Genomic DNA, 19,993 nt, shown 5'->3' with positions numbered 1-19,993 from the left:
CGAGCCGGAGTCAGGGCCGCACCTGGATCAGCGCGTGGGTGCCACTGGTACGCCAGTGGCGCTCCCGCGCGTCCAGCGCGGCCTCGGTGTCCGCGTCGAGCCCGGTGATGACATCCGACTTCAGGGTGCGCAGGGCGGCCACCGGCCCGGGGAAGTACGCGGTACGGTCGGCGAACGGGGTGGTCGGGGGCCACATCCGGTCGCCGACGAGGCGGCGGTAGTTCAGATCGCCCTTCAGCACGGTGAGGGTGGCGTCCGCGAACTCCCGCCGCAGATCGTCCGGCATTTCCGCGTACGGCAGCGGCGCCCGGAAGAAGTCGTGCGCCCGGACGGTGAGCCGACCGTGGGCCATGGCCGTCCACAGCCGCGCCCCGGCCTCGCCCGCGGCGCCCTCGGCGCGCGCCAGATGGCGCAGGCAGTCGACGACGTCGGAGGTGGTGGCGTCGGACACGTAGTACGGATACGGCTTCACCTGGAGGACGACCCGCTCGGCGCGCCGGTGGCGGAGCAGATGGTCGATCAGGACGAGATCGGGGAGGAGTTCGCGGCCCGCGTTGTCGGCGACCAGGCACAGCGTGGCCGGGGCCCCGGCGGGCAGGAGCCGCCACAGGGCGTCCGACTCGTCGGCCACCAGCGGTGCCGCGGCGGACGATGTGGCGCCGCCGGAGGAGATGCGGAAGCCGAGGTCCGCGCGGTTGCCCCAGAGCGAGCCGTGCAGCAGCGCGTCCGCGGCCTCGTCGGCGGGCCGGTTCAGGATGTCGTCGAGAGCGGTCAGTTCCCGGGCGGCCTCGGGGGTGTCCAGCTCGGCCTGTTTGAAGGGCCGGAACGGGTCGATGCCCTGCCAGGGGCCGGGGGCGAAATAGCCCACGGCTTCCAGGAGGCGGCGGTAGAAGTAGCTCTCGATCCAGAGGAAGGGCACCGCGAACCACGAGCGGCCGAAGTACTCCCGCCCCCAGGTCTGCCATCGGTCGTGGTCGTGTGCGCCCGGGGCGAGCGGGGTGATGACGCCCTCGGCGTGGTCGTGGCGCAGCGCGTCGAGCGCCCGGTGCTGGTCGGGGCCGTACGGGAAGGCGTCCCGTACCTTCTCGATGAGCGCCGGATGCCGCTCGGTCAGCACGCTGCGGGCGAACGATCCGGGCTCATCGCCGAGGATCACGGACGCGTCGGCGGGTTCGGACATGGCAGCCAGGGTTTCACACCGGGCCGGGGACGTTCGCCGTTACCAGTGCGCGGGGCGGGTGAGGGCGGAGGGGAGCCGGGTGGCGGTGTCGCCCCGGGCGGCGTTCAGCTGGGCCTGGGTGAGGAAGATGGCGCCGGTCAGATCGGCGCCGCTGAGGTCGGCGTCGCGGAGGTCGGCGTCGCGGAGGTCGGCCCCGATGAGATCGGCGGCGCTCAGGTCGGCGCCGGTGAGGTCGGCCGCGATGAGGCAGGCCCCGCGGAGGCTGGCGCCGCGCAGATCGGCGCCCCGGAGGCGGGCCCCCATGAGATCGGCTCCCCGGTGGTTCTTCCTCTTGCCCCGGCCCTTGGGCCGGACCCCGGCCCGCGCCAGTTCGCTCGTGCGCAGCAGCAGCGCGTTGACCCCGTCCCGGTGGGCGGCGACGTCCAGCGCGAGGAGTTCGTCGGCGCTGCCCCGGGTCAGCTCCTCGGTGGTACGGAGCGCCCGGCGCAGCTCGTCGTGGACGGGGCGGGCCGCGGGGAGGGTGAGGGCCTCGGTGAGGTACCAGAGGAGTTCGTGGAGCTGCCGCATCACGGGGAAGACGGAGAACATGCGGGACGCGGTCCGTGGGTGCGCCCGCCAGTCGCGGCCCTCGAAGGTGGTGTGGGAGACCTTCTGCCCGGCGCCGAAGCAGTCGTAGACGGTGCAGCCCGCGAAGCCCTTCTCGCGCAGCCGGGAGTGGATGCCGCAGCGGAAGTCGGCCTCCAGGTTGCGGCAAGGCTCCCCGGCTGCCTTGTCGACGGCGAAGTCGGCCGAGGCCCCGAAGGGCAGGGCGACGCAGCACAGCCCGAAACAGCTGCCGCAGTCGGCCCGCAGATCGGGGCGGGCCGCATCGGATATGGGGGCCTCGGATCCGGCTGACACCATGTGTTCTCCCTGGGAACGGGCGCCGCCCTGGTCCCGGCGGCGCTCTCGCAACATCCCATGATCCCAGAGCCGCGGCGGCGCCGTCAGCCCGGGACGATCAGGTCGATGCCGTACGCGGCGACCGCCAGGCAGGCGGCGAAGCACACCACCGCGACGGCCAGGGCCGGCCTCCCCCGGTCCCGGCCTCGCCGCGGGGCCCTCCCTGGGTGGGTCCCGAGCCCGGCGCGGTCCCAGGCGGCGATGCCGAGCGAGAACATCACGACCACCACGATGGTGATCCCCAGGCTGACTCCGAAGACCCCTCCGAGGATGCCCCACTCGACGTCCATCGCGCCCACCTCTCTCACCGGTCCGGTTCCGGGGTCAGGCCGCCGAGCGCACAGTGTGCTCCGGGCTCTCGGCGGCGGGCAGCTCGTTGACGTTGCCCGAGTTCACCGGGCGGCGCCGGGAGAGCGCGTAGAAGCCCGCGGCCGCCACCACCGCGACGCTCGCCACCAGGGCCACGCCCGCGTCGCCCCGGTCGGCGACCCAGGCCGCGACGCCTCCCACGGCGGCCGCGGCGGGCAGGGTGAGCAGCCAGGACACCGCGATCCGCCCGGCGATCCCCCAGCGCACCTGGGCCAGCTTGCGGCCGAGCCCGGCGCCCAGGATGCTGCCGGTGCAGACCTGGGTGGTGGACAGCGCGAAGCCCATGTGGGACGAGGCCAGGATGACCGCGGTGGCGCTGGTCTCGGCCGCGAACCCCTGCGGGGTCCGGATGTCGGTCAGCCCGCGGCCCATGGTCCGGATGATCCGCCACCCCCCGGCGTACGTCCCCAGTGAGATGGCCATCCCCGCGCTCAGCACCACCCACCACGGCGGTCCGGTGCCATGGCCGAGCACCCCGGCGGAGATCAGGGACAGCGTGATGACACCCATCGTCTTCTGCGCGTCATTGGTGCCGTGGGCCAGCGCCACCAGGGAGGCCGAGCCGACCTGGCCCGCACGGAACCCCTTGCGGACCGCCCCGCTCGCCGTGCGGCGGGTGATCACATAGGCCAGATACGTGGCGAACGTGGCCACCACGCAGGCCACGACCGGGGAGGCGACCGCCGGAATCACGATCTTTTCGAGGATCTCGGCGAACCGCACCGCGGATCCCCCGGCCCCCACCCACACCGCCCCGATCAGCCCGCCGAAGAGGGCGTGCGACGAACTGGAGGGCACCCCGACGAGCCAGGTGACCAGATTCCACAGGATCGCGCCCACCAGCCCCGCGAAGATCATCGCCAACGAGACCCGGCCGTCGTCCACGATGCCGTTGGAGATCGTCTTGGCCACTTCGGTGGACAGGAACGCACCGGCCAGGTTCAGCACTCCGGCGACGATGACGGCGACCTTCGGAGACAGCGCCCCGGTGGCGATCGAGGTGGCCATGGAGTTGGCCGTGTCATGGAAACCGTTGGTGAAGTCGAAGGCCAGCGCCGTGATGATCACTACGACGAGCAGGAAGGAAACGGACCCCATCCGGGACCTCCCGCGTCGGGGTTCCGCGCCATCGCACCGAACCGTCCGCGAATTCGCTGCCTTTCCCACGCTAAGGGTGAGTTCACCCACCCGCCAACGCACGCCCCCGCAGTGCGGCCCGGCGATCACCGGCGGGTCCGGTTCAGCGGCGGGTGAGGGACGGGCGGGCGTTCAGGGCCGCCACCTCGCTTCCGGTGGCGCGCCGGTAGGTGTCGGTTATCCGGGCCAGCTCCCGCAGGCCGCGGCCACCGTCCCGGTGCATGGCCCGGTTCGCCCGTACGACGGCCGCCGTCGCCTCGCGGCGCGCGGCCTCGTAGCGGGCCGGCCCGGTCCGCAGCCCGTCATGGGCGGACAGCTCATACGCCAGGACCCGGGCGTCGACGATGGCCTGGGACGCGCCGTTGGCGCCCACCGGGTACATCGGATGCGCGGCGTCGCCGAGGAGGGTGACGCGGCCGCTCCCCCATGACGGCAGCGGGTCCCGGTCGACCATCGGGTATTCCAGGATCTCGTCGCCGCCGACCAGCAGGGCGGGCACATCGAGCCAGCCGAGCGCCCAGTGCGCGTAGTACGGCAGCACATCGGCCAGCCGCCCGGCGCGGTTCCAGCCCGCGTCCCCGGTGAGCGGGCCCGGTTCGGCCACCCTCACCAGGCACACCCAGTTGATCCGATCGCGGCCGATCGGGTACGCGACCATCTCCGCGTCCCCGTCGCTCACGATGGCCATCGAGCGGCCGGTGAGGAACGGCGCGGCCTTGGCCGTACCGCGCCACATCCGGATGCCCGACCACAGCAACGGGCCTTCATTCGGGTGGAGTTGGGCGCGAATCGCCGAATGCAGCCCGTCGGCGCCGACGAGCACCTCGGCGTCCTGTTCCCCGACCGTGCCGGTGGCGCGGTCGAGCACCCGCACCCGGACGCCGTCCCTCTCCCCCTCCTCGGGGTCGTGTGCGAAGCCCGTCACGCGGGCTCCGGTGCGGACCGCGCCGGGGCCCAGCCGCTCGCGGACCGCCGCGAGGAGCAGCAGTTGCAGCTCCCCGCGGTGGATCGAGTACTGCGGCCAGCGGTAGCCCTGTGCCATGCCTCGCGGCTCGCTGAAGACCCGGCGGCCGTGCCGGTCGGCGTAGACGTTCTCGGCGGTGGCCACGCCGAGGTCGGCGAGGCCGTCGCCGAGGCCGAGTTCGGTCAGCTCCCGCACGGCGTGGGGCAGCAGGTTGATGCCGACGCCGAGCGGGCGGATCTCCCGGGCACTCTCGACGACGGTGGCCTCGATGCCCGCCGCGTGCAGGCTGAGCGCGGCGGTCAGCCCGCCGATGCCCGCACCGGCGATGAGGACGGTCACTTTTCGGCCCGGGCCGCGGGGTGGATCTCGGGGCGGTCGATGACGCGCAGCCAGGTGCCGTCCGGCTCACGGCGGACGACCTGCACCCGGCCGCCGGTGTTGTCGCCGGACGGGGTCGAGGTGAGGGCGAGGTCGCCGTAGCGGACGGTGGGCAGCGGCTCCTCCGGCCGGAAGGGCTCCGTCGTGTGGTCGAGCAGCGCCTGGCACACGGCGCGAATGGCCTCCCGGCCGACGGTCACGGATCCCGGCGGGTACGCGAGTACCGCGTCGGGTGCGTACAGCTCGGCCATGCCCTCGGCGTCGCCGGCGTTGGCGCGCTCGACGAACAGCCGGGTGAGGTCCTCGGGGGTGGTGGCGCGTTCGCCCGTCGTCCCTGTCATGGCGGGTCCTCCTGTTTTTCAGTCTCTGTTCTCCGGTGTCCTGCCTCCACTCTCCGGCTGTCGCGATCAGAAGTCCAAGAGATGATAAGTCTGGCCATCAGAAGCTGTGGTTATAGAATCCGGCTCATGGAACTGCGTCAGCTCGCCTACTTCGTGGCGGTGGCCGAGGAGCGGAACTTCACCCGGGCCGCCGAGCGGGAGCACGTGGCCCAGCCCGGGGTGAGCGCCCAGATCCGGCGGCTGGAGCGGGAGCTGGGCCAGGAGCTGCTGGACCGCTCGGGACGCTCGGTGCGGCTGACCGAGGCGGGCGAGGCCGTCCTGCCGTACGCGCGGGCGGCGCTCGCCGCGGTGCAGGGTGCGCGGCAGGCCGTGGACGAACTGACCGGGCTGCTCCGGGGGCAGGTGGCCGTGGGGACGGTGACCTCGCACACCGTCGATCTGCCGGACCTGCTGGCGGAGTTCCACGACGCCCATCCGGCGGTGGAGATCACCTTGTCCGAGGACAACTCGGACCAGCTCCTGGAGGGCTTGCGAACGGGCCGGCTCGACGCCGCGATCGTCAGCGTCGGCAGTCGGACGCCGCCCGGGATCGAGATGCAGGTGCTCACCGACCAGCCGATCGTCGCGGCGGTCGGTCACGACCACGAGCTGGCCGTCCACTCCGCCATCTCGCTGGACACCCTGCGCGGGCGGGCCCTGATCAGCCTGCCGCCCGGTACGGGGCTGCGCACCCGGCTCGACGAGGCGTGCGCGGCCGCCGGGTTCGCGCCGCACATCGCCTTCGAGGCGAGCGATCCGGAGGTGCTCGCCCAGCTCGCCGAGCGGGGACTGGGCGCGGCGATCCTGCCCGGTTCGTTCGCCGAGGCGCGGGCGGACCGGCTGCGGACGGTCCGGATCACCCGCCCGGCCATGCGCGGGCGGCTGGTGTTCGCCTGGCGGGCGGGCGGCCCGAGCGGTCCGGCCGGACGCGCCCTGGTGGCGCGCGCCTGCCCCGCCCTGATCGAGCGCGCCCGCCACACGCTGGGGGACGCGGCCATGCCGGCCGTCTCCAGGCGTGAGACAGGCCATTGACAGCGGTCAACGGCGGATCCCAGAATTGGCGCCATGATCAGGAATCGGTTCGACACGACGGGACACCTTCGCGCCCCGGACCGGACCGGCTGTGAGCGCTCGGGCCGCTAGTCGGCCTGCCCCGGCCCTCGCGACAATCCCGCGCCGCCAGGCACGCGCCCGGTCCGCCTCCTGATTCTCCGGATTCTCCGGCATTCCCCCGGTTCGCTCCCGGACCCGGCCGGACGCCACGGACGCCTGCGGACGCCACCGAGCGCACGTCCGCGATGATCCGCACCGCATCCCGCCGGGTCTCCCCGTGCGCGGCGCGAGGGCTTCTCTGCCATCCGTCCCAGCGGCTCCGCCGCCGTCGCGTCACGCATGAGGAGAACACCATGACCGTCATCGACACCCCGCCGAACCCCCCGGTGCTGCGCGACGCGCGCATTCCGGCGGGCGGCCTGTACGAGGGGCCGCGTACGCTGCGCCGGTTGCCGGAAGGATGGCAGGAGCGTCCGTACGAGCGCTTCGAGCTGGTGCCCCAGGGGCGCACCATCGGGGCCGAGATCCGCGGGGCGGACCTCTCCCGGCCGCTGGAGCCGGGGCTGCGGGAGGAGCTGAACCGCGCCCTGCTGGAGTGGAAGGTGCTCTTCTTCCGCGGTGCGCACCTCACCTCCGCCCAGCAGCGCGACCTCGCCCGGCACTGGGGGGAGCTGGAGACGAACCCCCTGCTCGCCAGCGGATCGAGCGAGGACGTCGTCCGCTTCGACAAGGGCGAGGGCGCCACCCCCACCTTCGAGAACGTGTGGCACGCCGACGTCACGTTCTGGGAGCGGCCCGCGCTCGGCGCCGTGCTCCAGCTGCGCGAGGTGCCGCCCATCGGCGGGGACACCATGTGGGCGGACATGGCCGCCGCGTACGACAACCTGCCCCAGGAGGTACGGGACCGCATCGACGGCGCCACGGCCGTGCACGACTTCATCCCCGGTTTCTCCCGCTTCTACGGCCCCGAGCGGCTCGCCCCGTTCCAGGACGTGTTCCCGCCCGTCGAGCACCCGGTGGTGCGGACCCACCCGGAGACCGGGCGGCGGACGCTCTTCGTGAACACCTCCTTCACCACCCGGATCACCGGCATGGAGCGGGAGGAGAGCGACCGGCTGCTGGCCTATCTGTGCCGTCAGGCGCAGGTCCCGGAGTACCAGGTGCGCTTCCGGTGGCAGCCGGGCGATGTGGCGTTCTGGGACAACCGAGCGACCCAGCACTACGCGGTGAACGACTACGCGCCGCACCCGCGGGTGGCCGAGCGGGTGGCCATCGAGGGGGACCGCCCGTTCTGACGCGGCCGGTCCGGTCCGGCTGACGCGGTCCGGCTGCTCGGGACTGATCAGGATGCGGGGATAGTGACGCGGCCTTGGCCAAAGCTGGGGTATACCGTTACCGGGGCAACGAGTTGACGGCCTCGCGCGGGCCACGACAGACAGAGGCCGGGCTGTGGCAGGGGCCTCGGAGGTAACGGGTGCGATACCGGGTCCTTGGTGCGCTCGAGCTGCGGGACGGTGACCAATGGACGTCCCTCGGCCCGGCGAAGTGGCGGATGCTGCTCGCGGTGCTGCTGTGCCACGCCAACCGGACCGTCCCGGCCGAACGGCTCCTGGACGAACTGTGGGGCGAGGGCCAGGCTCCGCAGAGCGCGGCCAAGTTGCTGCAGACGTATGTCTCCCGTCTCCGGCAGAGCCTGGGTGACGCGTCCGGCGGGGCCCTGATCACCGACAAGCAGGGCTACAGGGCGCACGGCTACCGGCTGGTGGTGGAGGCGGCCGACTTCGACGCCCACCGGTTCGAGCAGCTGGTCGAGGAGGGGCGGCGCGGTCTCGACCGGGACGCCGACTCCCCCGAGGACGCCGCCGAGCGGCTGCGCGAGGCGCTGGTGTTGTGGCGGGGCACGCCGTTCGCGGACGTGCCCCCTACCCCGTCAGTGGAGACGGAGACCACCCGGCTCGGCGAACTCCGGCTGCAGGCCGTGGATGCCCGTATCGACGCCGATCTGCGGTGCGGCCGGCACGCCGACGTCCTGGGCGAGCTGGAGGCGCTGACCGCCGAGCATCCGTACCGCGAGGGGCTGCGCGGCCGGCTGATGCTGGCCCTCTACCGCTCCGGCCGGCAGGCCGACGCCCTGGCCGCCTACCGCGCTCTGCACCGGCTGCTGGCCGAGGACCTGGGGGTCGAGCCGATCCCTCCGCTGCAGCGGCTCCAGCAGCGGATCCTCACCGCCGACGCCTCCCTGCTGGCGCCGCCGGCGCCCCGCAAGGGGGAGCGGCCCGCCGCTCCGGCCGCACGCCCGGCCGCCCGGGGCCCGCGCCAGCTGCCGCCCGCCAGCCAGGCGTTCACCGGGCGCCACGGTGAAGTGGCGGTGATCCAGGCACTCCTGGAACAAAGCGACCAGAACGAGGGAAGCGACTCGGGCGACGGCGACGGACCGGGGCGCCCCGTGGTGATCGCGGCCATCGACGGCACCGGCGGCGTGGGCAAGTCCACGCTGGCCATCCACGCCGCGCATCAGCTCGCCGAGCGGTTCCCGGACGGCCAGCTCTACGTCGATCTGCACGGCACCACCGCCGGGCTCTCGCCCCTCGAACCCGCCGAAGTGCTCGGGCGGTTCCTGCGCGCCCTGGGCGTGGACGGATCGAGCGTGCCGGGCGCCACCGACGAGGCGTCGGCCCAGTTCCGCTCGCTGGTGGCGGGGCGGCGGCTGCTGGTCATCCTGGACAACGCCGCCTCCGTGGACCAGGTCCGTCCGCTGCTGCCCGCCGGGCCCGACTGCGCCGCGCTGGTCACCAGCCGCGAGATGCTGACCACCCTGGAGGGCGCCACCCATCTGCATCTGGGCGTCCTCCCCCACGACCAGGCCGTGGCGCTGCTGGAGCGGATCGTCGGGGTGGAGCGGGTACGGGCCGAGCGCGCGGAGGCCGAGGAGATCACCCGGCTGTGCGGCCGGCTGCCGCTGGCGCTGCGGATCGCGGGCGCCCGGCTGGCCGCCCGCCCGGCGTGGCCGCTGCGCACCCTGGTGTCCAAGCTGACCGACGCCCGCGGCCGGCTGGACGAGCTGCGCTTCGGCAACCTGGCCGTGCGGACCAGCTTCGAGGTGAGCTACGACGCCTTCCGGCTCGGCGGGCGCTCCGACGACGCGGACGCGGTACGCGCCTTCCGGCTGCTCAGCGCGGCGCCCGGGCAGGACGTGAGCCTGCCGGTGGCGTCCGTGCTGCTGGACCATCCGGCCGACCGCACGGAGAACGCGCTGGAGCGGCTGGTCGACGCGCAGCTGCTGGAGAGCCCGGACTCCGTCCGGTACCACATGCACGATCTGCTCCGGCTGTTCGCCTCGGAGCGGGCCGAGCAGGAGGAGTCCGAAGCCGAAACCGGCGCCGCGCTGGAACGGATGATGTCGGCCTACGTGGCCACCGCCCAGCGGGCGGTCACCCTGCTCGACCCGCACCGGCCCTGGCCCCGCCATCCGGTCGAGGGCACCGTGATCCCGCTGCGGGACCGTACCGAGGCGGCGGCGTGGCTGAAGGCCGAGGCGGGCAACCTGCTGGCCGCCGTCGCCCACGCCGTCACCCAGTCCGACGCGCTCGCCCGGCTCGGGATCCGGCTGGCCCAGGCCCTCCAGTGGTTCCTCTATCCGCGGGCGCACGCCCAGGATCTGCAGACGGTCAACGAGCTGGCCATCGGGGCCGCCCGGCGGCTGGGCGACCTGGAGAGCCAGGCGTGGGCGCTGGATCATCTCGCGGGTGCGCACTGGCTCCAGCACAGCTACGAGGAGATGCGGGCCACCCTGGAGTCGGCGCTGGAGATCTGGCGCGCCATCGGCCATCAGCGGGGCGAGCAGCGGTCGCTGTGCAACCTGGCGGACGCGCTGTCCGAACTGGGCCTGTTCGAGGAGGCCATCGAGGTGCAGCGGCGTCAGCTCGCCCTGGCCCGGGACACCGGGGACCTGGCCGCCGAGGTGGTCGGCCTGGGCAACCTGGGCCGCGCCCACCGCGGTCTGGGCCGCGCCGAGGACGCCGTGACCTGCTTCAAGGAGAGCCTGGAGCACGCCCGGCGGACCGGCGACGTCCATCATCAGGGCTTCGCGATGTACGAGATCGGCATCACGTACATGGAGCAGGGGAAATTCCCCGAGGGCCGGGCGCACCTGGACGAGGCGCTGCCGGTGTGGCAGCGGCCGGGTACGTACGAGAGCTGGCGCGGGCACACCTGGAGCGGACTCTTCCCCGCCTGTATGACACTCCAGATCGGCCCCGGCCCGCACTGAGACGGAGCCGGTGCCCGGCCCTGTGTGGTTACGGCTTGCGCGCCACCCCGCCATACGCCCACACGCGGCTCGGGTCATGCTTGGCGCCGATGCCCGGGCGCCAGCAGGCCAGCTGCACCAAGCCCGGTTCGAGCACGTCCAGGCCGCGGAAGAAGCGCATGATTCCGGCGTAGTCGCGCGGGCCGGAGGTCACCGGGCTGAGGCTGAGCGGAGCCCAGTCCCGGTCGTCGGGCGAATCGTCGGTGAAGTCGCCGGTCACATGGGACACGATCAGACAGCTGCCGGGGGCCGCCCACTCCATGAGCCGGGTGACGACGCCGTACGGATCGTCCTTGTCGTCGAGGTAGTCGAGGATGAAGGTGAGCACGATCCCCACCGGCTGCCCGGGGTCGAGCAGCCGGCCCACCTCGTCATGGGCCAGGATCTTGTCGGGCTCGCGCAGATCGCCGCTGATCATCGTGGTGCCGGGGACCGCCAGCCGGGCCTGTCCGTGACTGGCCACGATGGGGTCGTTGTCGACGTAGACCACGCGGGCCCGGGGGTTCACCGCCTGCGCGATCTCGTGCACGTTCGGGGTCGTGGGCAGCCCCGAGCCGATGTCCAGGAACTGGCTGATGCCCTCGTCCGCCAGCTCGGCCATCGCCCGCTGCAGGAACCGGCGGTTGGCCAGGGCGGTGTCACGGATCTCCGGCGCGATGGACAGGAACCGCTGGGCCTGCTCGTAGTCGGCCAGGTAGTTGTCCTTGCCGCCGACGAGATAGTTGTAGACCCGCGCCGGGTTCGCCTGATGGCCGGGATGGCGGCCGTGGTCGACCGACTGCCAGTCCACCGTGGTGAGCCCGATGCCGGTCCCGCTGCTGTTCATCCGAGATACCCCTGCCCTTGAACCTGCGTCGCCTACCGCTGCCGGACCGTCACCGCGGACGCGGTGCCGGGCCGGGACGCCAGGTGACCGTGTCACTGGGTCCCGGTTCCGCCCAGGCGACCGGGGCCCGTGACCAGAGGTGGAACGGCAGATCGACGTCCGCGGACACCCGGCTGAGCTGCCCCCAGGAATACGCGTGGGAGTGGATCACCGCGGCGTGGAGCGCCGCTTCGAGGCAGGCGCGCGCGGTCCGCTCCGCACGACAGGTACCGCTCGGACCGGACCCCTCCACCCCGCCGGAGACCTGATAGGTGCTCCAGGCGTAGAGGGGTTCGCCGGTGTGCTGTTGGGGTTGCGGTTGCTGCTGCTGGTCGACGTTCACGGGCCCTCTCCAGACGCATCTACCGGCGGGGCTTGGCGATGCGTCCAGTATCGGGGAGGGCGGGTTACCGGCGGTATAGCGGCGGTAAAGCGGTATGCGACGGCGCTATACCTGCCGGGGCGTGCGGGGTGGTCAGGGGCGTGCGGGCGTTACGGAGGCCGGCTACTCGGCGAGCCAGGCCAGCACCTCGCGGTTGATCCGCTCGGGCTGTTCCAGGTGCAGGAAGTGGCCGGCGCCGTCGACCAGTTCGGCCCGGGACCCCGCCGGGAGGTGGTCCTTGGCGCTGTGGACCACGTCGGCGCCGATGCAGCCGTCGTCGGTGCCGTGCAGGAAGAGGATCGGCCGCTCGCCGGTCGCGGTGATCGCCTCCTGCTCCGCCGCGTACGCCGGAACGTGGCGGGTCGGGTCGAACAGGGCCTTGTAGTAGCCGATCGCGGCGGCGAGGTGGGCCGGGTCCTTCAGGCTCTCCTTGACGTACGCGATGTCCTGCGCGGAGTCGTGGTAGCCGGGCGACCAGTCGCGCCACAGACCGTCGATGAGCGCCATGTCGTGGGCCGCGGCGCCCGCTTCGGCCAGCGGGGTCTGGAACAGGAAGATGTAGAAGGAGCGCTTGAACTGGCCGTAGTCGAAATTGAAGAAGTCGGCCAGCACGCCGCCCAGCGGGGGCACGGACATCGTCACGGCCCGCCGCCAGCGCTCGGGGGCGCGGGCGGTGGCGCCGTAGGCGGCGATGGCGCCCCAGTCGTGGCCGATGAGCACCGCGTCACCGCCGGCGCCGAAGGCCTCGTGCAGGGCGTTGGCGTCGGAGGCGATGGCGCCGGCCTGGTAGGCGCCGTCGGCGGGGATTCCGGTGGGTGCGTATCCCCGCATGAAGGGGGCGACGGCGTGGTAGCCCGCGTCCGCGAGGGCGGGGAGCAGGTGGCGCCAGGAGTGTGCGGTGTCCGGGAAGCCATGCAGGCAGAGCGCCAGCGGGGCGTCCGCCGGGCCCGCTTCGAGATAGCCGAACTCGAGTCCATTTGCGGTGATGCTCTTGACCTGTGTCACGCTCAGCGATGCTAATTCACCGTCAGGAACACGTCCACGCGTGGCTTCGGGGGATTTTCCCACCGCCCGATGATCCGGCTGCGCGGTGGCCGCGAGGAGTGGCAGACTGCGCGCTGTACCGCCCGGATCCACATGACCGGTGACGGGCACCCGCGTGACGCCCTGCCCGGCCGAGGGAGGCCCCCATGACCAGCCCGAGCAGCTCCGTAGCGGACCACCATGAGGCCATGGAGCACCGCGGCTTCCTCTACCGCGACGAGGGGGAAGTGGTCGACGTCTGCGTCCCCTTCCTGCGCGAGGGCCTGGAGGCGGACGACGCGGTGGCCGTGGTGGCGGCCAAGTCGAACATCGCGGCGCTGCGGGACGCCCTCGGCCAGGACGCCCCCGCGGTGCAGTTCGAGGACGCGCTCAGCTGGTACCAGCACCCGGTGAAGACCATCGCCGCGTACGACTCGTTCGTGAAGGCCGAGTCGCCGCGCCGGGTGCGGGTGATAGCCGAACCGGTGTGGCAGGGCCGCACTCCGCTGGAGGTCGTGGAGTGGGCGCGCTACGAGTCCATCGTGAACGCGGCGTTCGCCCACTCCGGTGCCCGCGCCATCTGCTGTTACGACCGCCGTGCGCTGCACCCCGAGATCCTGACGTACGCGCGCCGGACCCACCCCGAGATCATCGACGGCCAGGGGCCGGAGCAGAGCCTGGAGTACACCGCCCCCGGCCCGTTCAGCGCCACCTGCGACCGCCGGACGCTGACGCCCGCTCCGGCGACGGCCGAGCGGCTGCCGGCCGACACGGCCGACCTCGACGCCGTGCGCGTCTTCCTCGCCGAGCGGGCCGGCCGGCACGGCATGGGCCAGGAGGCCTTCCGCAACATGGTCGCCGCCGTCGCCGAGGTGGCGAGCACCGCCCTCCGCCACGGCAGCGCCCCGGCGGAGCTGCGGGTGTGGACCGAGGACGGCGATCTGGTCTGCGAGATCGCCGGACCGGGCCACTGGTACCCGGACGCCCTGTGGGGTTTCACCCCGCCGGAGGGGGCGGACACCGGGTTCGGGCTGTGGGGCGTCCGCATGCTGTGCGACGTCGTCCAGATGCAGGCGGACGCGGACGGCACCCTGATCCGGCTGCGCGTCGGGCTGTGACCCGCACGGCCTCGTCGCCAACGGGCCGTCCTACGGAGTGCGCGGCCTCAGCATGATCCTCCGCGAGACGGCGAAGGTGACCGGTACGGCCGCCGCGGCGGCGATCAGCGGGGCCGTGCGGTCCCCGAGGTGCGCGAGGCCGACGAGGACGTACATCCCTCCCGTCGTGACCGCGAAGTTGGCGGCCGTGGACAGCGGGAAGAGGAAGAAGGCGCGCCACGTCGGCCGGACCCGGTAGGTGAACCGGCAGGACAGGAAGAACGAGCCGAGCGTGCTCAGGGCGAACGCGGCGATGTGGGCGGCCAGATAGGGCAGCAGGCTCAGCAGGCACAGATACAGGACGTAGTACGTACCGGTGTTGGCCACGCCCACCAGGCCGAAGCGGACCAGCTGCCCGACGAGGGGGCCGCGCCTCACCGGACCAGTTCCTCCACCCGGTCCGCCGGGACCGCGTTGGTGGACTGCACCAGGAAGTGCGGGCGCCGTTTTACCTCGTAGTAGATGCGGCCGATGTACTCGCCGATGACGCCGACCATCACCATCTGCACCCCGGCCAGCGCCGTGATGATCACGATGAGGGTGACATAGCCGGGGGTGTCGACCCCGTTGACGGCCGCGGTCCCCACGATCCAGGCGGCGTACAGCGAGGCCACCGCGAGCAGCAGCAGCCCGAGGTAGACGGCGGCCCGCAGCGGCTTGTTGTTGAAGGAGATCAGGCCGTCGGCCCCGTAGTTGAGGAGCTTGCCGAAGGTCCACTTGCTGCGGCCCTCCTCGCGTACGGCGTTCTCGTACTCGAAGGTGACGCTCGGGAAGCCCACCCAGGCGAAGAGCCCCTTGGAGAAGCGGTTGTACTCGGCGAGGCTCAGCACGGCGTCCACCGCGCGCCGGGACAGCAGCCGGAAGTCGCCCACACCGTCCACGAGTTCCACGTCGACCAGGCGGTTGATGAGGCGGTAGTAGGCGCGTGCGGTGAGGACGCGGGTGACCCGGTCGCCGTCCCGGGTGCGCTTGGCGATCACCTGGTCATGCCCCTGGGCGTGGAGTTCCACCATGCGGCCGATGAGTTCCGGCGGATGCTGGAGATCCGCGTCCATGATGACGACGGCGTCCCCCGAGGCGTAGCGCATTCCGGCGAGCATGGCCGCTTCCTTGCCGAAGTTGCGGCTGAACGAGACGTAGCGGACCCGGGGGTCGGTGGTGGCCAGCTCTTTCAGGAGGTAAAGGGTACGGTCGGCGCTGCCGTCGTCCACATAGACGAATTCGCATTCATGACCCAGTAACGCCGCCTCTTTTACGACGTGGTCATGAAAGCGAGCGATGACGGCTTCTTCGTTGTAGCAGGGAACGACGATGGAAATCAGCATGAATTCCCCCGGGGTGAAGGTGCGTGCGTCGGTAAGGTGCTGGTGTCGGTGAAGGTGCGTGCGTCAGGGGTGGACATGGCGGCCCTCCCGGCGGGCGCGCAGCGCCCGGAGCGTGGCGAACGCGGTGAGTGCCAGCAGTGCGGCGGCTCCCACGGCACCTCCGATACGCAGGCCGGGCGGGCGGAAGGTGCAGCTGACCGAGGTGGCGCCGCGGTCGAGGGGCACCGCGATGAGGCCGAGGTACGTGGCGGCGGGCCGGTCGCGGCCGTCGCCCGCCGCACACCGCCAGCCCGCGATGCGCGGGGCGGCGATCACGGCCAGGCCCCGGGAGCCGGGCGGGAGTTCGGCGCTCAGGGAGCTGCCGGAGACCCGTACGGCGGTGGCGCCGCGGGCCGTCAGCCGGTCGACGGCGGCGCGCAGCCGTGCGGTGTCCAGGCAGCCGAGGGCGTCGCGCGGGATCACCCCGTCCTTGCGGGCGGTCAGCGACACCTCCACCCGGCCGGAGCGCGGCGCCGTGCCCAGCGGCTGCATGGCCGCGAGCTTGGTGACCGGCCAGTCGCCGCGGAACCCGGACGGAGGCCGCTCGGGCCCGCGCATGAGGGCGTTGCCCCAGTAGTGCGGGGCCCACAGGAACACCTCGCTGCCGCCCGGGCAGGTGGCGGTGAGCCGGGCCGCGTCAGGGGAAGCGGGCAGCCGGTAGCCGCGGGCGGGGCTGCGCTCGGCGGGACGGCCCTCCGCACCGCGCACCGCGAGGCCGCGCGGCAGCGTGTACACCCGGGCGCCGAGCAGGAGTTCCTGGTTGCGGAAGGGCGAGGCGCCGTACCGGGGCGCGGGCCCGGCGCCGGGGCGCACGGTGACCAGGGGCGGGGCCTGCTGCCGGTCGACGGCGACCGTGGGGTGCTCGGCCGCGTACCGGTCCTGGTGCGGGTCGGCCGAGGAGCGCACCCGGGCACCGACCGAGAAGATCGCGTCGGTGACCGGGTTGTCCAGGCTCTGCACCGCGCGGCCGCGTGAGGTGGTGCCGCCGCCGAGGGCGGTGAGGGTGCGGCTGAGCACATCGGAGGTGAGGCTGCTGTAGTACCCCGCGCCCTGGCCGCCGACCATCAGCGGGTCGTTGTCGACGGTCTGCTCGCGGCCCGGATCGGTGCGGTAGCGGGGCCAGCCGTCCGCCTCGGCGATCACCTTCCGCTGCCGCTCCTGGCGCTCGCCCCACGGCGCGTAGTCGTCGAAGTGGCGCAGCCGGAGCCGGTCGGTGACGGCCATGGTGGCGGCGGACTGGCCCACTTGGGCGCCGATAAGCACGACGACGGCGAGCACGGCCGGCAGCGGCCGGCCGAGCCGGACGGCGAGACGGTGCAGCACCAGCGCGGCCGCCACGGCGGCGACCCCGGCGAGCAGCAGCGGATACGTCCACCAGTGGATCTGCGCGCCGGAGCGCGCCGCCACCGCGATCAGCGCCAGCAGCCCGCCCGCGGGCAGCACGGCCCGCAGGGTCGGCACGCCGTCGGCGCAGGAGAGCCAGGCGGCGATCACCAGCAGCCCGCACAGCACGAAACCCTGCCGGTACTGGCTGCCGTTGGGCACGGCGAAGGCGTGCCAGGCCAGTTGGGTGGGCGCCCAGCGCATGGACAGGACCATCGCCGCGACCAGCAGGGCCCAGCCCGCGCGCAGCCTACGGGGCACGGCCGGGTTGAACGGCAGGGTCAGGGCGAGCAGCAGCGCCACGGTGTCGACGTAACCGGCCGGGCTGCTGAAGTCGTACGTGCCGGGCAGCATCCGGGCGAGGACGTCCGTCCAGGGCTTGGGCGTGAACTCCACCTCGTGGCCCGGGTAGGCGTGCCGGGTGCCGAAGTAGACGACGGAGACCAGCGGCGCGGCGAGCCCGACGCCGAGCCCGCAGGCCGCCGTCAGCCGGGCCAGGGGGCGGATCCCCAGCGGTATGCGGCTGATCAGGGCCCGGGTGAGCAGGATCAGCGCGGCGCCGAGGGTGGCCATGTACGCGGTGTAGAAGTTGGCGATCCAGACGACGGCGACCACCAGCGTGGCCGTGACGAACCGCCGCCCGGCCAGGACCTGTTCCCCGATCAGGCACAGCAGGGGCAGCGCGATGAGGCCGTCCAGCCACATGGGGTTGTACGAGCCCTCCGCCACGGACCAGCCGCACAGCGCGTACGAGGCGCCCAGCGCCCCCGCGGCCCACCAGCGGCCCGGCTGGAGCCGCGGCAGCAGCACGGCCATGACCGCGCCCGCCGTGGCCGTCTTCAGCAGGGTGATGACGTACACCGCCAGGTCGATCCCGTCGCGCGGGAACACGGCGACGATCAGCGCGAACGGGCTGCTGACGTAGGTGCCGAGGTCGGGCAGGAAGGAGGCGCCGAAGCCGGAGTGCCAGTTGAGGAACGGCCCGCCGTCGCCGTGGCCGTACAGCAGGTCGCGCAGCCGGGCGTGGAACGGGACGAACTGATTCCCCAGGTCGTTGACGGCCCGGGTGCGGGGCCCGAACGGATAGCCGCCCGCGACGGCGTCGCCGAGGCAGAGCGCCGCCAGGGTGAGGAGGGACGCGAGGGCGGCGGCCCGGGTACGGACGCGCGGGGGCCGCGGACCGACAAGGGGCCGAGGTGGTGCGAATGGCTCCCGGAGGGCCGTGCCGATATCGAGTTTCTGCGTCATGTCATTTACTTGTCCGGGAAATTGGGCGGGCGTGGTCGGTGTGTGCGGCGCTGCGATCGGTTTGACGGGCTAAATACACGAGAGGTTGTGTCGACCTATGGAAAAGCATGAATTTACTGGGCATGGCCTTCGGAATTAATGCTTCGTATTTCCGGAGTTCACTTGGGCGCTGCCGGGAGTTGGGGCACTCCGTGGTCGGCCAGCGGGCCCACCTCGAGTCCCGCGGTGCGGCACGCGGTCACCAGGTGCGGCAGCGCGGCCAGGGTGACGCGCCAGCAGCCGGGGGACGACGCCCGGTCGGAGTCGTGCAGCAGGACCGTGGCGCCGCCCTGGAGTCCGCCGCGGAGGGTGGCGAGCACCGAGGCCGGGGTGGCGTTCGGGGACCAGTCGCGCCCCCAGGCCGACCAGAGGACGGGCCGCAGCCCGGCGCGTACGGCCGCGAGCCAGCGGCCGCCGGTCAGCACGCCGTACGGGGGCCGGTACCACAGCGGTTCGGCACCTGTGGCCAGCCGCACCGCCCGGGTCGCGCCTCTGACCTCGGAGACGTCCCGCACCGGCCGCGGTAGCCAGGGGCGGCTGTGGGTCCAGCCGTGGACGGCGAGTTCATGGCCGCGGAACGCGATCTCGCGGGTGGTGCGGGGATAGCGCAGCACGCTCTCGCCCAGGACGAAGAACGTGGCGGTCACCGCCAGCTCGTCCAGGGCGTCCAGGAAGCGCGGGGTGGAGTGGGGGTCGGGTCCGTCGTCGAAGGTGAGGGCGATGTGGTCGGACCGGCCCCGCCCGGCCAGGGCGGGGAAGAGGAGCTGCCTGGGGCCCGGCAGCCAGGTGCCGGCCGGGACCAGGTGCGCGGCCGCGGCCAGCACCGCCGCGTTCCGGGCCAGCACACCGGTCCGCCGCCCGGCGGTCATGGCGGGCTCCCGCCGCCCGGGACGCGTCGTGCCGCCGGCCGTACCGCCGCGCCGGTGGCGTCCGCGTCCCAGCCCTCGGCCATGGCGGGCGACCGGGTGAGGCCGACGATCCCGGCCGCCATCAGGGCGATGCCGACCGCCTCGGGCAGCAGACGCAGGCCCAGTTCGACGCGTTCGCCGAACAGCACCCAGCCCAGCGCGATGCTCACCAGCGCGTCCCCGAGGGTCAGCGCGGGCTGGGAGGCGGCCAGGGTGCCCGCGCGCAGGGTGCTCTGGAGGAGCAGGAAGCTGAGCAGCCCGACGAGGCACACCGCGTACAGCGGCCAGCCGGTGAACACCGCGGCCACTCCCCCGCCGAAGCGCCCGGTGAACTCCTTGATGAGGGCCGCCGTGCACGCGAAGCCGACGGCGGTCGCGCATCCGAGCGCCGCCGCCCGCGCCGCGCCCCGCAGCGCCCGCGCCACCAGGACCAGCGCCCCCACGACGAGTGCCAGCACCACCCCGGCGGGCAGCCAGAGCCCGTTCCGGGCCGTGGCGTGGCCGTGCGAGGGAGCGGCCGCGACGAGGAAGAGCGCGAGCCCGGCGGCGAGCATCACGAACGCCAGCCAGGTCCGGCCGCCGGGCCGCCGGTGGAACACCAGACTCCCCACCACCAGGGTGAACAGCAGCTCGCTGACCAGCAGCGGCTGGACGACGGAGAGCCGCCCGACCGCCAGCGCCCCCACCTGGGCCACCGCCGAGACCACCATCGCCGCGCCCCCGGCCAGCCAGTACGGGCGCCGCAGCAGCCGCAGCAGACGCCGCAGCGCCAGTCCCGCCCCGCCCCCGGCCCCGTCTCCGGCCCCGGGAAGCTCCCGCTCCTGGTCCATCGCGGCACGCCGCTGCAGTACGGACGCGGCGCCGTTGCCCAGGGCGGACAGCAGCGCGAGGAGGACGGTCAGGGCGCCCATG

Annotated in this window: 18 protein-coding genes; 4 read left to right on the top strand and 14 right to left on the bottom strand. The window is 73.1% G+C overall.

Going from position 1 to position 19,993, the window contains the following annotated elements:
- Positions 1-10 precede the first annotated feature (10 nt).
- The 6 genes from ACH4SI_RS03705 to ACH4SI_RS03680 all read right to left on the bottom strand — a co-directional run bounded on the left by ACH4SI_RS03705 (position 11) and on the right by ACH4SI_RS03680 (position 5,311).
- The gene (locus ACH4SI_RS03705) at positions 11-1,180 is read right to left on the bottom strand and encodes a damage-control phosphatase ARMT1 family protein (RefSeq protein ID WP_398292110.1); all 1,170 of its coding nucleotides are present in this window, start codon (positions 1,178-1,180) and stop codon (positions 11-13) included.
- 39 nt (positions 1,181-1,219) lie between these two features.
- The gene (locus ACH4SI_RS03700) at positions 1,220-2,083 is read right to left on the bottom strand and encodes a pentapeptide repeat-containing protein (protein ID WP_398292108.1); all 864 of its coding nucleotides are present in this window, start codon (positions 2,081-2,083) and stop codon (positions 1,220-1,222) included.
- Between the two features lie 83 nt (positions 2,084-2,166).
- On the bottom strand, positions 2,167-2,412 hold the full coding sequence (locus ACH4SI_RS03695) for a hypothetical protein (RefSeq protein ID WP_398292106.1): 246 nt from the start codon (positions 2,410-2,412) through the stop codon (positions 2,167-2,169).
- A gap of 34 nt (positions 2,413-2,446) precedes the next feature.
- Positions 2,447-3,589 (bottom strand): anion permease, encoded by a 1,143-nt coding sequence (locus ACH4SI_RS03690; RefSeq protein ID WP_398292104.1) that lies wholly within the window; start codon positions 3,587-3,589, stop codon positions 2,447-2,449.
- A gap of 142 nt (positions 3,590-3,731) precedes the next feature.
- Positions 3,732-4,931 (bottom strand): flavin-dependent oxidoreductase, encoded by a 1,200-nt coding sequence (locus tag ACH4SI_RS03685; RefSeq protein ID WP_398292102.1) that lies wholly within the window; start codon positions 4,929-4,931, stop codon positions 3,732-3,734.
- Positions 4,928-5,311, bottom strand: coding sequence for a YybH family protein (locus tag ACH4SI_RS03680; protein WP_398292100.1), 384 nt, complete (start codon positions 5,309-5,311; stop codon positions 4,928-4,930). The genes ACH4SI_RS03685 and ACH4SI_RS03680 overlap by 4 nt, the downstream gene beginning before the upstream one ends.
- 126 nt (positions 5,312-5,437) lie before the next feature.
- Between ACH4SI_RS03680 and ACH4SI_RS03675 the strand changes: the two genes are divergently transcribed.
- The 3 genes from ACH4SI_RS03675 to ACH4SI_RS03665 all read left to right on the top strand — a co-directional run bounded on the left by ACH4SI_RS03675 (position 5,438) and on the right by ACH4SI_RS03665 (position 10,673).
- Entirely contained in the window at positions 5,438-6,382 is a 945-nt protein-coding gene (locus ACH4SI_RS03675; RefSeq protein ID WP_398292098.1) for a LysR family transcriptional regulator, read from the top strand.
- A 374-nt stretch (positions 6,383-6,756) separates the two neighbouring features.
- On the top strand, positions 6,757-7,698 hold the full coding sequence (locus ACH4SI_RS03670) for a TauD/TfdA dioxygenase family protein (RefSeq protein WP_398292096.1): 942 nt from the start codon (positions 6,757-6,759) through the stop codon (positions 7,696-7,698).
- A 179-nt stretch (positions 7,699-7,877) separates the two neighbouring features.
- Positions 7,878-10,673: an AfsR/SARP family transcriptional regulator gene (locus ACH4SI_RS03665; protein ID WP_398292094.1), complete on the top strand. Its 2,796-nt coding sequence runs from the start codon at positions 7,878-7,880 to the stop codon at positions 10,671-10,673.
- Between the two features lie 28 nt (positions 10,674-10,701).
- Here ACH4SI_RS03665 and ACH4SI_RS03660 read toward each other — a convergent pair whose 3' ends face one another.
- From ACH4SI_RS03660 to ACH4SI_RS03650, 3 genes are all read right to left on the bottom strand, one after another.
- A complete protein-coding gene (locus ACH4SI_RS03660) occupies positions 10,702-11,538 on the bottom strand; it encodes an SAM-dependent methyltransferase (protein WP_398292092.1) in 837 nt (278 codons plus the stop codon).
- 49 nt (positions 11,539-11,587) lie between these two features.
- Positions 11,588-11,920, bottom strand: coding sequence for a hypothetical protein (locus ACH4SI_RS03655; RefSeq protein ID WP_398292089.1), 333 nt, complete (start codon positions 11,918-11,920; stop codon positions 11,588-11,590).
- Between the two features lie 162 nt (positions 11,921-12,082).
- Complete coding sequence (locus ACH4SI_RS03650; RefSeq protein WP_398292087.1) at positions 12,083-12,964, bottom strand: alpha/beta fold hydrolase; 882 nt, start codon at positions 12,962-12,964, stop codon at positions 12,083-12,085.
- Between the two features lie 185 nt (positions 12,965-13,149).
- Between ACH4SI_RS03650 and ACH4SI_RS03645 the strand changes: the two genes are divergently transcribed.
- Positions 13,150-14,100, top strand: coding sequence for an anti-sigma factor RsbA family regulatory protein (locus ACH4SI_RS03645; RefSeq protein WP_398292085.1), 951 nt, complete (start codon positions 13,150-13,152; stop codon positions 14,098-14,100).
- A 30-nt stretch (positions 14,101-14,130) separates the two neighbouring features.
- Here the strand turns inward: ACH4SI_RS03645 and ACH4SI_RS03640 are convergent, their stop codons facing one another.
- The 5 genes from ACH4SI_RS03640 to ACH4SI_RS03620 form a co-directional block, all read right to left on the bottom strand.
- Positions 14,131-14,517, bottom strand: a complete 387-nt coding sequence (locus tag ACH4SI_RS03640) for a GtrA family protein (RefSeq protein ID WP_398292082.1) — start codon at positions 14,515-14,517, stop codon at positions 14,131-14,133.
- Positions 14,514-15,464, bottom strand: coding sequence for a glycosyltransferase family 2 protein (locus tag ACH4SI_RS03635; RefSeq protein WP_398292079.1), 951 nt, complete (start codon positions 15,462-15,464; stop codon positions 14,514-14,516). Before ACH4SI_RS03635 ends, ACH4SI_RS03640 begins: the two co-directional genes overlap by 4 nt.
- A 63-nt stretch (positions 15,465-15,527) precedes the next feature.
- Complete coding sequence (locus ACH4SI_RS03630) at positions 15,528-18,134, bottom strand: YfhO family protein (protein ID WP_398292076.1); 2,607 nt, start codon at positions 18,132-18,134, stop codon at positions 15,528-15,530.
- 158 nt (positions 18,135-18,292) lie between these two features.
- Positions 18,293-19,042 carry a polysaccharide deacetylase family protein gene (locus ACH4SI_RS03625; protein WP_398292074.1) on the bottom strand — a complete coding sequence of 250 codons (750 nt, stop codon included), beginning with the start codon at positions 19,040-19,042 and terminating at the stop codon, positions 18,293-18,295.
- On the bottom strand, positions 19,039-19,992 hold the full coding sequence (locus ACH4SI_RS03620; RefSeq protein ID WP_398292072.1) for a DMT family transporter: 954 nt from the start codon (positions 19,990-19,992) through the stop codon (positions 19,039-19,041). Before ACH4SI_RS03620 ends, ACH4SI_RS03625 begins: the two co-directional genes overlap by 4 nt.
- Position 19,993: the final 1 nt, after the last annotated feature.

Source organism: Streptomyces sp. NPDC021212 (assembly GCF_044332925.1).
In the GTDB taxonomy this organism is placed as follows: domain Bacteria; phylum Actinomycetota; class Actinomycetes; order Streptomycetales; family Streptomycetaceae; genus Streptomyces.
Note: the sequence above shows the minus strand (reverse complement) of the source record. Positions and strands in the feature narration are given on the sequence as shown.